The sequence below is a fragment of the Salipaludibacillus neizhouensis genome, from assembly GCF_002886185.1.
Classification (GTDB): Bacteria; Bacillota; Bacilli; order Bacillales; family Salisediminibacteriaceae; genus Salipaludibacillus; species Salipaludibacillus neizhouensis.
This window is the reverse complement of the sequence record NZ_KZ614146.1, coordinates 3,533,244-3,546,730: the sequence shown is the minus strand read 5'-3', so window position 1 is coordinate 3,546,730 and position 13,487 is coordinate 3,533,244. Positions and strand designations below refer to the sequence as shown.

The 13,487-nt window shown below is 37.9% G+C and carries 9 protein-coding genes and 1 pseudogene; 4 read left to right on the top strand and 6 right to left on the bottom strand.

Annotated features, from left to right (window positions below; translation table 11 throughout):
• Nucleotides 1-164 precede the first annotated feature (164 nt).
• Both CEF18_RS16530 and CEF18_RS16525 read left to right on the top strand, forming a co-directional pair.
• Complete coding sequence (locus tag CEF18_RS16530) at nucleotides 165-1,073, top strand: DUF4198 domain-containing protein (RefSeq protein WP_110937480.1); 909 nt, start codon at nucleotides 165-167, stop codon at nucleotides 1,071-1,073.
• Nucleotides 1,074-1,192: 119 nt separating this feature from the next.
• A complete protein-coding gene (locus CEF18_RS16525; RefSeq protein WP_110937479.1) occupies nucleotides 1,193-2,560 on the top strand; it encodes a copper resistance CopC/CopD family protein in 1,368 nt (455 codons plus the stop codon).
• 840 nt (nucleotides 2,561-3,400) lie between these two features.
• Here the strand turns inward: CEF18_RS16525 and CEF18_RS16520 are convergent.
• On the bottom strand, nucleotides 3,401-3,898 hold the full coding sequence (locus CEF18_RS16520; protein ID WP_110937478.1) for a spore coat protein: 498 nt from the start codon (nucleotides 3,896-3,898) through the stop codon (nucleotides 3,401-3,403).
• Between the two features lie 268 nt (nucleotides 3,899-4,166).
• On the opposite strand from CEF18_RS16520, the gene CEF18_RS16515 reads away from it, so the two are divergent.
• Entirely contained in the window at nucleotides 4,167-4,949 is a 783-nt protein-coding gene (locus tag CEF18_RS16515; RefSeq protein WP_110937477.1) for an alpha/beta fold hydrolase, read from the top strand.
• Nucleotides 4,950-5,117: 168 nt separating this feature from the next.
• Here CEF18_RS16515 and CEF18_RS16510 read toward each other — a convergent pair whose 3' ends face one another.
• The 3 genes from CEF18_RS16510 to CEF18_RS26025 form a co-directional block, all read right to left on the bottom strand.
• Nucleotides 5,118-6,383 carry a glutamate-5-semialdehyde dehydrogenase gene (locus tag CEF18_RS16510; RefSeq protein ID WP_183041058.1) on the bottom strand — a complete coding sequence of 422 codons (1,266 nt, stop codon included), beginning with the start codon at nucleotides 6,381-6,383 and terminating at the stop codon, nucleotides 5,118-5,120.
• Between the two features lie 55 nt (nucleotides 6,384-6,438).
• Nucleotides 6,439-7,581, bottom strand: a complete 1,143-nt coding sequence (proB, locus tag CEF18_RS16505) for a glutamate 5-kinase (protein ID WP_110937475.1) — start codon at nucleotides 7,579-7,581, stop codon at nucleotides 6,439-6,441.
• 273 nt (nucleotides 7,582-7,854) lie between these two features.
• Entirely contained in the window at nucleotides 7,855-8,013 is a 159-nt protein-coding gene (locus CEF18_RS26025) for a hypothetical protein (RefSeq protein ID WP_190238697.1), read from the bottom strand.
• A 26-nt stretch (nucleotides 8,014-8,039) separates the two neighbouring features.
• Here CEF18_RS26025 and CEF18_RS16500 point away from each other — a divergent pair.
• Nucleotides 8,040-8,449 (top strand): annotated as a pseudogene (locus CEF18_RS16500) (NAD(P)H-dependent oxidoreductase); the annotation flags it as partial.
• A gap of 209 nt (nucleotides 8,450-8,658) precedes the next feature.
• Here the strand turns inward: CEF18_RS16500 and pelA are convergent.
• Together pelA and CEF18_RS16490 are read right to left on the bottom strand one after the other, a co-directional pair.
• Complete coding sequence (pelA, locus tag CEF18_RS16495) at nucleotides 8,659-12,369, bottom strand: pectate lyase (RefSeq protein WP_110937474.1); 3,711 nt, start codon at nucleotides 12,367-12,369, stop codon at nucleotides 8,659-8,661.
• 200 nt (nucleotides 12,370-12,569) lie between these two features.
• Nucleotides 12,570-13,415: a helix-turn-helix domain-containing protein gene (locus CEF18_RS16490; RefSeq protein WP_110937473.1), complete on the bottom strand. Its 846-nt coding sequence runs from the start codon at nucleotides 13,413-13,415 to the stop codon at nucleotides 12,570-12,572.
• Between the last annotated feature and the right edge of the window lie 72 nt (nucleotides 13,416-13,487).

The window sequence follows — 13,487 nt, the reverse complement described above, 5'->3', positions numbered from 1 at the left end:
ATCCGAAGAGACTTAAAGTTATAAATAGATGTTAACCATTAAACCCTCTAATCCTTTAGGATTAGAGGGTTTAATTTAGCATATAAAACTATTTCAACACTTTGTGATCCATTTTCTCCATTATTTCGTTATTAGAGTATAGAACTTTGGGAGGTCACAATCAAATGCGAAAAATTATTTTATTAAGTTTTATATTATTAGTGATTGGAACAGCTGAGCCAGTAAAGGCGCACGATGGATGGACACAAACGAACGCAACGATCGTAGAACCGGAAGAAAATATTTACATTGAGTTATTGTTTGGAAATCACTCTAATGATCATGGAAGTTATCGCATTGAAGGAAATTGGAACGAAGATAATACAAAAGTAAATGTTCATACACCAGCAGGAGAAGCAGTGGACGTTACGAGTACTTTGTTTTACACAGGGGAGCTAGATGAATCTGATGAAGGCGATTCAGGAGTAAATAATTATCATATAGCATCTTTCTCCGCTATAGACACAGGGATATATATTATTTCCGGAGAAAGCGACAGTATTTTTTCACAAGGAGAAACGAGTAGCAGAACGCTTCGAAGTGCTAAATCTTTTGCGGCAGTAAGTGATGTTCCAACTTTTCATGAGGCGAAAGGGATGGATGGCTTCGGAGAAGAGGTAACACAGGATCGAGCAGAGTTTCTTCCTCAATTTAACCCAGTAGCATTAATGCCAGAGGAGACTGTCGAAGTTCAACTTGCAAGAGAGGGGAGCCCTGTTCAAGAGGAGGAAGTGACGCTCGTTCGAAGGAGCACCTCTGAATCTGAAGTCTTTTTGACGGATGAGGAAGGAATGATCTCTTTCACCTCGGGACCAGCGGATTACTATTTACTTCGTGCCAGTGAAGAAACAGAAGGAGAGGGAGAAGAGTATAACGTTCTAAACTATGAAGCAACGATGACGTTTGCAGTTCAGAACGGAGAAGATATGAACGGCATGAAGAAGAAGCGATCACAGAAAATAGTGACACAAACATTGCTAGCGAATCGGCGAACGCTGACATCGAAAATCAACCTGATAACAGGCGTGTATTAAGTAATCCATTTTTCCACTTCACGGTTTTACTGGGATTTGGACTAATTACCTTACTAATTTTACGCTTAAGAAGATAGAAGATAACTAGGCGAAGCCAAGATAGTAAGGAGAGGGTGACGGTGGGGAAAATCAAATTCATACTATATATTCTTGTCATTTTCTTTTTTACGAGCCCAATGATTGGGGAAGCGCATGCTTATTTAACTCAGTCATCACCTTCTCAAGAAACGCAGTTAGAAGAATCACCAACTGAAATAAAAGTGCAATTCTCCGAGCCGATTGATACAGCGATCAGTCAGATAAAACTCAAAAATGGAGACGGTGACGTGATGGAAGGTGAGTTGTTGTCGGGGGAAGAAGACAATTCTCTCGTTCTACTCATACCTGAACTTGAGAATGACAGGTATCATGTTTCCTGGCAAGTGCTTGCCTTGGACTCTCATATCACTGAAGGATCTTTTCGATTTTCGGTGGGCGAAGAACTGCCTAAACAGTTACCGGAGGATACCGTAACTATTGGTGCGGAAGCAGAAGAACAGGTAGTTCCTTCAAGTGAGCGTGATGGCTTTCTTTCCATTTTAAGAGTGTTAGAGAACCTAGTATTTGTAGTTATTGCGAGTTGGTATGTATTTATATATCATTTTTGGAAGCGAAAGGAGAGCTTAGAAGATTATCCTTCGTTAAGAACGGAAAGACGACTTTATTTTTCAGGATTTCTGTTGTTTACTATGTCTGGAATGAGTCATGTTTTCTGGCGTGCCCGTCAATTTATGGAGGGGGAAGATCTGCAGTTAATGTGGCAGTCAGCTGAATCTATTGTCATATCATCTGTAATCGGGTGGATGGCTATCCTTCGTCCATTACTTTTTTTACTGCTTTTTGGATTAACATTTTTGTCTCTGTCTAAATGGCTAAGTGCCTTACTTTTGCTAGTTTTTCTAGGTAGTTTTACGGTAACGAGTCACGCTACAGGTTTTGGTGAAGTAGTTAGTCACTATATGCATATGAGTATGGTCGTCATTTGGATCGGTGGTCTACTTGGTTTCACGGTAATGTCCTTTACACTACCAAGTGAACCCGACTTGATGATGCTGTTTCATAAGCGTTTGCGAAAGTTCTCCAAGGTTGCCCTAACTTCCGTGATTTTGCTGTCGGCAAGTGGACTATGGTTAAGCTATCGATTAGTAGGTTCGATGGAAAATCTTTTTGCTAGTGTTTACGGAGAAACTCTTTTATGGAAAATAGGATTCTTTGTTATAGCGATTATCGTAGCTGCTTTTCATCGATTCGTTTGGCTACCTAATCTTAAAAAACTCAGAGGAATGCAAGATAAACAACAACAATTAAAAGCATTAGTCTGGGGATTAAGACTGGAACTGATTTTGGTAATTGTTTCTCTTGTTTTTGCAGGGATGCTCTCGACGACCTCACCACCTACTGAAATAGACCATGATCATGGCACGGAGACGGAAAATCATGATCATTAGATAAGAAGTCTGATTTTTTTCTATCCAAAGCTATAACCAGAGAGAGAAATATTAAAACATACTATAGATCCAAGGTATGTTTTTTAATGAGGCTAGATGTTTATAAATCAAACTCAATAGTGGTGTAAAGAGGTCTTCTATTAAGTATAAAATCTTAATAGAAGACCTCTTTTTGAAAAGAATTTGTAAAAACTCTAGAGATTCTTGTTTTCGTCGAATAGAGGGGCCCGAATCCGATCTAGGCGGACGCTTTCCGCGGGCAATGCTTCAGCCACCTCGGGAAAGTTCGTCCCTGCGGGGTCTTCAGCTATTGCTATTCCCGCAGGAGTCGCCGCCTTCGCTACTTCGAGTAATTTGTTCAAAGAGAAGTTGACAGCTACCTTTACGCCACGCGCATCAAGAGAAGCCCAGCCTTGACGCTTAAATGATGGTGGTGAAGCTCACGCTGTATTTAACAAAATATGCTACGTGTTTCTTATAAAAAGAAAGTTAACGTAAACAACCTTTCTATAATAGTTGTTGTTTATTTGCTTTTTCAAGCTTCTTATCAGAAACAATAACAGTTATGTAAACTGCCTTTATAAAAAAATGTTGTTTGGAAGAATCCGCGAGACTCCTGTGGAAGAATGATCCAATCGAGACCCCGAAGAGCGTTCATTTGCTCGAGGAGGCTTGCTTGATCATCCACGGAAAGCGAGCGGTAATTCTTACAAACAACCTTCCTTGATAACAAAAGCAACAAAATAAAAATAAGGCACAAAACTTTTTAAAAACTGCAAGTAATTACCTAAGCTTTACTTTTTGGGGGACATGAAGGCACGAAAGTAATAAAAGTTAAGGTTAAATACTTTTATTTAATGCTTTATTTGCCAGGTTAATGTCGTTCTGCAGTAATTGCTCTAAATTGTAAGAGGGGTAATAGCTTTTTTCATACATGTAGTTAAATACTTTGGCATGGGTATCAATGGCACGGATCAATTGCTGTTTAAGAACCTTTCTAACTGCAGGTGTTGCTGTTTCAGTTATGGCAATAGCGTAATTCCTAACTCCTGTTTTAAATAATACTAATAAATCCCCCGCATAGAAGGGTGTTTCAGCATTTCGAAATTCATCATCATCTTCGTCTGATCTGGGTGCCAGGGGATAGAATTCGAGAAGTTCACGGATATTTGTACTTAAGCCATTTATGGCGTGTGTGTACAATTCTTTTAGAGCAGGATCAGTAACTTCAGGGTAAGCTTTCTTTAGCTTCATAAGTCCAATTGATTGAAAAGCTGTTAGTTCATGAATTTCCAATGTTTCATGCCATGCAAGATGATCGGGATAATAATTTTCCATATTTTTACCTCCTCAGAAAATATTCTTAATAAACTATTCCAAGAAGGGGATATGGGAATTTGTCTCATAAAACTTCGTTTATAAGACGGTCATTTAATCTGTAAAACTTGTTCTAGTGTTTCATCTAAACTGTATGGAATAATAGGTAGGATTTAAGGCATAGTAAGAATAGTTAACTTGCTATGACTATGGATATTAGGATTTTAGGTATATGATAGGTCAAGATTTATTATTGGGATGACCGTTCTTAAGGAGTTGATTACATAAGGTGCCATTTTCAAAAGAAAAAGGGGAACCTTCTATTTACTATGAAACAATAGGTAGGGGAATGCCAATAATTTTTATACCGCCGCCAGGTGTGGGACATTTGACGTTTCGTTATCAAGTTAGTTTAATGGATGAATGTCAGATCATCACTTTTGATATACGAGGCGATGGGCGAAGTGGGAGAACCTCTATACCAATGGCAATGGAGCAACTAGCTTATGACGTAAAACGGGTTTTAGATGCCAATCATGTAGGTAAAGCAGTTATTTGTGGCTATTCAAACGGTGCAAGTATCGCCCAGGAATTTGCCATTAACTACCCAGAACGGACGGCAGGTTTAATTCTTATTGGTGGGTTTTATGCGGTAAGAAGCTTTTTATTGGAAAAGGAGTATCAAATAGGAATATGGGCTGCCAAAAACCTTAAGACAAGCCTGGCAGCGGGGCTTGCGAAAAACCATTTTACCAATAAGCAAGCAGCGGATGAACTATTTAATGAAATTATACGATCAGATGCAAAAATGTTAGCATCTCAATATCATGTTGGCCTACATTACAGCAGTACAGATCGGCTTCACCAAATAAAAGCATCTTTACTATTAATTTACGGTGCCAAGGATTACTACATACAGTCCTATCAATATCTTTTTCGGAAGTTGATCCCTAAAACAGAGGTTGCATATGTCCATAAGATGAAACATCAAGTTCCAACTAAGTCTCCCCATGAATGTAACGCTTTAATTAGAGAATGGATGAGACGGACAAAGTTGATTGCATCTCATTAAAATAGCTGTGAAAAAGAGACCGTACCTGCGGAAAGCGGATTCGGGTCTTGTGTTCGAAAGCAAACACCGAGCTTAAAAACTAATAATTTTATAAATATCTTATAACAAAAAACCAGACGTGCAGGAATCTACGTGTCTGGTTTATTAATGCTTGTTTCTATATAATTTTTATCTAATTTGTCCATTTCCGTAAATACATAGTTTTGTTGTTGTTAAAGCAGGTAACCCCATTGGTCCACGAGCATGCAGTTTTTGCGTGGAAATCCCGATTTCAGCTCCATAGCCTAATGCACTTCCATCCGTAAATCGAGTGGATGCATTATGGTAAACGGCGGCAGCATCAACTTCCTGGATAAACTGATCTGCTGCTGTTTGATTCTCTGTAATAATAGCCTCAGAGTGTTTAGTTCCATATTTTTCTATATGAGCAATGGCTTCTTCTATATCATCAACAAGTTTTACTGCGAGATCTAAACTTAAATATTCATCTGTCCAATCTTTTTCTTCTGCCACTAACGAGCCAGGTATCATCTTCACTGCTTCTTCATCTCCGTGTACAGTAATATCATGGTCTTTTAGCATGGCAATAAGGACCTCTTTATTGCTATTAAACCAGTCTTTGTGCAGGAGTACGGTCTCTAAAGCATTACATACTGCTGGACGATCAGTCTTCGCGTTAACAATTATATTTAAAGCCTTCTCTACATCGGCTTCTTTATCTACATAAACATGTACATTACCAACACCCGTTTCGAGAACAGGAATCGTCGCCTTTTGGACAACGGTTTCAATTAATGAAGCGCCTCCCCTTGGAATGAGAACATCAATATATTGTTTTAATGTAAATAGTTTTTCTGTAGCCCTTCTGTCTGTACTTGCGATAAATTGTACTGCGTCCACTGGTATTTTTGTTTTCTTGAGGGCACTATGAATGACAGAAACAATTGCTTTGTTTGAATACAAAGCGGAAGATCCACCTTTTAGGACGATGGCATTACCTGATTTTAATGCGAGTCCAGTTGCATCAACTGTTACATTGGGTCTTGCTTCATAAATCATTCCGATTACACCAAGTGAAACTGTTTTTTTCTTTACATTCAGTCCATTGTCTAACGTCCATTCAGAGAGAATGTCACCAACGGGGTCTTTTAAATTTACAACCTCTCGCAGGCCATCCGCAAAGTCCTTCACTCGTTCTTTCGTTAAAAGTAGTCGGTCCATATATGCCTGATCGAAGTTTTTTTCTTTGCCTTTGGCTAGATCCTTTTGATTTTCTTCTAATATAAATGAACTATTCTTTTCTAATTCATCTGCAATAGTAAGTAAAGCGTCATTTTTATCCGTTGTTGAAAGTGTACTTAGCGGCTTTCCTGCTTTTTGTGCTTTTCTTGCTTGCTCTTCCACATCTATTGTAGTGATATTATTTGTATCCAAAAGTAATCGCTCCTTTTTTAAAAGAATTTATAAAATTATTGCAATGTAGTTTTTATTAAGTGGGTGTTGGTAGGTTTGTATTGTGACATACCAAGTCATTTTGACTAATGGCTTCACTCTTTGTAACTTTTATATATTCAGGTATATCTTTTAGTTTGAACCTTTTAATCTCACGCAATTGAGCTGCTGAGTAATTGATGACACCGCGTCCAACTTCCATTCCTTGCATATCAGATATGACCACAACATCTCCACAGTCAAATGTGCCACTAACTTCCCGAACACCTTGCGGGAGTAAATGACTTTGTTCTTCCGTGATAGCTATACGTGCGCCTTCATCAATGGTGACTTCCCCTTTTGGACCTGAATTAAAAGCAATCCAATGTTTTCGGACATTTAAGTCGTCTTGGTCTGCATTAGGTTTGAAGTATGTTCCTCTAGCTTGGCGGTTAACAGCTTCAAAAAGGATGTTAGGTCGATTTGCATCGCCTATAAACGTCTCAATTCCGGCAGCCAATGAAATTTTTGCAGCTTCAATTTTAGAGTTCATTCCACCGGTCCCGACATCACTAGCGGATTCGCCAGCTGCCTCTTCAATCTCTGGAGTAATGTCATGAACAACCTTTAAAAGCTTTGCGTTTGGATTCGTGTGAGGATTATCGTCATATAGGCCATCAATGTCAGATAAAATAATCAGCTGGTCTGCATCAACCAGTCCGGCTACCTTAGCTGATAATGTATCATTATCGCCGAATTTTAATTGCTTAATGGTAATCGTATCATTTTCATTAACGATAGGTACGACTCCTCGTTCAAGAAGTACTTGGATCGTATTTCGAGCGTTCATATAGCGCTTCTGGTCTAAAAAGTCGCTTCTAGTTATTAGAATTTGTGAAGCAACATATCCATGAGAGCCAAATCTTTCTGAATAAGCTTCCATCAATAGGCATTGACCGATAGAAGCTGCAGCTTGTTTCTCTGCTAAGTGGTTAGGGCGTTCTATAAACCCAAGCTTACGATACCCTGCAGCAACAGCTCCGGATGAAACCAAAACAACTTCGTGACCATCATCTTTAATTTGAGCAATTTCATCTACTAAGCGCACTAATTTCCGATAACTAATGGCACCGTTTCGACTAGTTAATGAACTACTTCCAATTTTAACAACTATACGCTTTGTTTCTTGATTTCCTGCCAATTTATTTCACTCCATTTTTTTAATCCGTCATCAGCTGATTGCGATTTCGGATATTGTTGACACGTTTAGGCGTTTTAATAGATACGCCTCTTTTTGCCGATAAATCACATGAAAAATACCTTTTCATATAGATTATAAAATGCACTAATCTATTAATATTAGTTCAGTTTCACCTTTATTACAACCCTATGTATGTATCCGAATCTGGAGAGGGGAATAGGATATGGAAGTAAATGAAAGTATGAATGTTGTTTTGAGCACAATGAAAACCCTTTAATGTTCTAGGTTAAAATTTAGAATTATTTTCTTCATAAAATACTTTTTTTGGAGCAACTCCAGCGCAAGCTCGATTTCCTTTAGTTCTTCTTCGGATATATTCTCTATACGCGTGTTAAATTGAGATTCAATACGTTGAAAAGCTTCGTTCATCATTGCTTCTCCTTTTGGGGTAAGTGAATAGAAGAGATATGTATAGAGATCCTGAACTTATAGAGACCAACTTAACTGGGCTGATAAAATTGTCTTTGTATATCCGATTTGGTGGGGAAGACCTCCGGCTATGCTACTAGGATATATAGACAAGATGTTTGCGTCTGGGTTTGCATACAAGGACAATGGAGGGCTTTTGCCGGAAGGGCTTCTGAAGGGTAAATCAATCGTTTGTGTCTCCAGCATGAAGGGACCAACCCTTTATCCGATGTTATGGTTAAGTAATGCTCACAAAGTGTTAATGCGAAAAGCCCTTTTAAATTATGTAGGCATCAAGAGAGTAAAGTTTTTTGAATTTGGCAGTATGGAGAGTGTGCGTGGAAAGCAAAAACAAAAGCTTGAAAAAATATATCGGTATTTCAGAACTGTCAGTGTTTAATGTTTAAGACTAAAAGTTTGAACAGGGAAGTCTCGAAGCTGCTGAAGGCGGAGCTTTACTTCGCGAGTCGCCGCCCCTCACATCTTCGAGCATCTCTGTAAAAACAATAGATTTACGAAAACAGATCTAATAAAAAGAATAATTTACTATAATATAAAACTAGTGAGACAGCCCACCTTTAATGTGATGACTATTTGGCTGGGCATTACTTAATTCCCTTCACCTAAATCCGGTTGCCATCCATCTAGTACATTTTCAACACTATATTTAGCGGCTTCTTCATCGCTAAGCTGTCGGCGTTGCTCATTCACAACAGCTCCTGGTCCTTGATTTTGATATTCATATAATCTTGCATCTTCTGGTTTGAACCCTCCCATTTCTGTCCAACCTTCTGTTTTGATATGTTCACCAAGATTGCTAGTTTTAAATACTACATTTGCAATTGCACTCGGATTACTACTTGGTTGCCAAGGACGCCCAAGATAAACAGTCTTGGCAGGAGCATCACTTGTTAACTCACTGTCCAAAAACAAAAAACCATAAGGCTGATCAATTAGCGTACTTGCCGCTGTGATGTAACCATTATTTGAATCAGAACCCCTGTCTAGAGAATGGATAGTACTATTTTCAAACACTGCACGAGCAGCGCCAAAAATAAAATCAACATCACCCTCAATGTAGCTATTATAATAGTACTGTATTCCCGAGTGAGCAAGAAGGGTATCCTGGTTACCGAGGAAACGAACATTATTAAAAATCATTCTTTCGCCACTAGCGTTAACCGCAACTGCTTGTTTACCATTTACATCTGTGGATGCTTCATCAAAAGCATTTTCAAAAGTAAGGTTTTCTGCTTTGAAATCATCTGCTCGCAAAAACGCTGTAGCACTTCCAGATGTACCTATTGTTCCACCCACGCCATTATCTTTTCCCGCGTAATTATCATACGTAATAATTGTTTTTTCTGGATTTTCTCCAATTAATGAGATATTGGCTTTGTCCGCAGGAATATCAAGTACTTCTTTATAGACCCCATTCTTAATTAAAATCTCTACTTCTTGATTATTGTTGTCCGGAACTGCATTAATCGCATCCTGAACTTTTTCGTAATCTCCACTTCCATCTTGAGCTACTATAAGCTTGCTTTCTATTTGGTTAAGTTGTTTAGAATAATCTTCCATCTTTTCTACTTGTCCTTCAACTAATGTTTTACCCATGTTGTCTTGAGATTGTGTATCCACTATACGAGCATACACGTTGCCTTCAAAATAACCTGTCATTTTAGCCGTTTCTAATAGTTGTGTAGCATAACTTCCGCCCCACTGATATCCATTTCTTCTTTCTTCCTCAATCTCCTTGATATCATGTTTAATGACACCATCACGTCCGGAGAAAATCGGTTTATTCGTACCAATTTCATAAAATCTATACCATGTATCAGTGCCGGCGTGCTCGACAAAGTATTCTCCGTTATCAGTTCCGCCGCTAACATAGCGAGTATTTTCCAGTTTACTTTCATCGAACCAATGTAGAGCACCTGTTATGGCATTTCTAATTTCTTCTGTTTGATTTTGTCGAGACATGAGGAATCGGACAATACCGATAGACTCACTTCCAGAAATCGATGGGTGTTCATAAGAACGAGCTTGAACAGGTTCATATGTGAACGGATCATGTTGTGCACCCCACGCTGTAAGGACACCATCAACCTCTATTTGAGCTTCTAAAATGTAATCAGTAGCCTGTTGCATGGAAGTCTCTACGATCTCATAATAGTTGTCATCTATCACACCAGAATGAAACGGGTATTCCTTATCTAAAATATTATCGAATGTATTCAATACACGAATCATTGCTTCATCGTTAAAAGTCACCATATCCGAGTAATTTCCGCGTCTTGGATATACTTGTGCAAATCCGCCTGTTTCATATTGCAGATCCATTAGGAAATCAATTCCTGCCAAAACACTTTCCTTATAGCGTTCATCTTTTGTCTCTGCATAGACTTCCGATAAGAAATGTATTTCTTTGATCGTTGCATCATTATCAATCGTACCTAGTTCTACACCATCACCGTTTATCCATGCAGATCTTGATTCTTCACCATCCCAAGCATGATTATAGTCAATGGCTTTTGACCAGCCACCGTGTTCCATTTGCCAGGTTAACATATTATCAGCTTGTTTGATGGCTTCCTCTAGGTCGCCGCTAAATTGCTGAGGGTCTTTTTCTTCAATAAACTTATCACCAGATAATTCGTCTATACTTTCCAAAATTAGTACCGTGTTCCCAAATGTATCCGTACCATGGGCAGCTTTCGCTATCCGTAGATTTCTATCCAACAATGGAGAAAGACTTTCCCAACTTCCCCTTGGGACCGAAATAGCTACATCGCTAAAATCAAATGTTTCAAACGTTCCATTAAACGTTAATGCTATTAGATTACTAGTTAATGCATCGACACGTGCGATATTAACGTCATTAGTAGACGTATCAGATTTATCCACTAACTTTTGAACCAGTTGTTGCGCTTCTTTCCAAGTCATATTTGATTTAATACCATAGTTATGATCACTGTTTGGATTCATGAGCCCTTGACGAGCTAATTTACCCATCATGTTTGAATCCTCTTCATCCTCTGACACCATATCCATTAAATCACCGATAATTAAGGCCATTTCATCTTTATCTAGTGATTGATTTGGTTGTAATCCCTCCCAAAGAAAATCTGGTACATATTGATGAGACTCAGCTACTTCTGCAACATAAATTCCCCATTCTTCAGCAGAAATTTTACCAATATCCTGTCTAGATTCCATATTTTCATAGATTTCTTTGTCACCAAATCCAAATGCATTATTAATTAATGCCATAAATTCTAAAGCAGTCACTGGTTGATCATGCTTTTCTTCTATATTGCTTAATATACCTAATTGTTTTAACTTTTTCATTGTGACACCATCAACAACTTCGGATAATTCTACTTCCTCTGTTATAACAGGGGCAAGTACATTATCTGTCTCCATCAGGTTGTGAATGCGAAGATGGTCTATATTACCGCCACCTTCTGCACCGGTTGCAGTTAAGCGAATAATATTTTCACCTTTTTCTAAAGGAGCACGTAATGATTGATTGCTCCAGCCTGCCCAATCTCCCGTTGGAGGAAAGCTTAAGGCTTCTAGAGTCGTTCCATTGATACTAACTTCTGCAGGTCTTTCACTGCCACCCGCATGTGCATAACGGAAATCCAAATTATACTCTCCATATTCAGGGATATTAACGGTCCATTCAAGATAGCCGCCAGGTACATTCGGATTATAATCTGCAAACCCCGTTCCAGTAAAACCAAGGTGTTTGTTATCAATAACTACCCCTTCATTATTGGTATCCTCGGCTTCGCTAGTGATATCTATCATTCTGTACACTGCTAAGTGATCAATATTAGCACCACCGTTTTCAGCTGTTGCAGTTAATCGAATTGCATGTTCACCTGCCGTTAATTCTGTGGTTTTTGTGACATATATATAATCATCAAAATCTCCACTTTGCGGAAAATTTAACTGTTCCTCGACAATGTTTCCATCCACTTGAAGCTCTGCGTGACGATTGTCTGCTTTACCATGAGCGTAACGAAAAGCTAATACATATTTTGCTTCTTCCTCTACATCAATTGTCCAGTCAATATAGCCGCCGGGTTCGTTCGGTTTATAATCTACAAAGCCATCTCCAGTATAGCCAAGGTGCTGATTATCAATGATAAAGCCGTCTCCACTTGCATTTTCCGCCTCATAGATCTGACTTTGGGATGGTGCTTCCTCAGCACTAACATACCCTGTAGTCGAAAAGACACTAGCAAAAATGATAAATGATCCCAATACGATTCTACTTCTATACCAATGCTTTTTTAATGAATTCCTCATATTTTCTCCTTTCAAAATAGTATTTTATATACGTGTTTAAAATTTATGAATATTAAAATATCACTCCTCCTGTTTTGTGAAATGCTTATACCTAAATCATAGCAATAATCTCTTTACATATTTTGTTGCTTCGAGTTGTTAACGCTTACATTTTAGTTGCTTTTATGCAAATTTTATAAGTGAAAGTGTCTCTAACATTATTATTTTAAATTAGTTATTCTATATTCATTAGGAGATTCGCCTGTTAACTTTTTAAATACTCGCCATAAATGAATATTATTTGAATATCCTACTTTTCTAGCTATTTGGTTGATTTTCATCTTTGATTCAGTTAGTAATCTCTTGGCTTCATTCACCCGAACTGCATTCAAATAACCGATTATACTGCATCCAGTAGTCTTTTTAAATAATCGGCTAATATATTGTTCATTTAAATGAAATTGGTGTGACAATACACTAAGTGAGACAGAATCTGCATAATGATCATGAATGTACTTAATCACATCTGCTATCTCGTTTTTATTTGAAATTTGTTGATGGTGAAGGTCAGTAAATGTTTTTTGCTGTTCTTCCAATAATCTTGTACTTTCAACAAGAAGTTGCGTTAAAAGAGAACGAATATATGTATCTTTGTCTTTTTGACTTTTTTGGTATTCATGGATTTGGCTTTTCATAATGTTATAAATCAATGTTTTTTTATGTTCAGAGATGGGGATAACATGAGGACCATCTTCAAACAGTTGCTTGATCAAGTGTTGTTCATTAAAACTCATGAAGTCCTCTCGAAAGTTAATTACGAAACGTTCATACAAATCGTTATTCATTACCAATGTTTTGTGAACAACATTTTTATTAATAAAAACCAAGTGATCTTTCCTAACAACATATTCCTTCCCGTTAATTAAATATATACGTTCTCCTCTGAACAAATAATATATCTCATAGTCTTGATGCATGTGGTGAGTAGTCATGGAAGAGTCGTGACCACTAGAATAATTAATATAATATGATTGTTCACGTAAAGATACGCTTACTTCTTGTTCCATCTAACATTCCTCCAATCATAATAATCATATTTTACCATGCAAACCCAGCTTACCTTTGCGTTGTACGGAGAA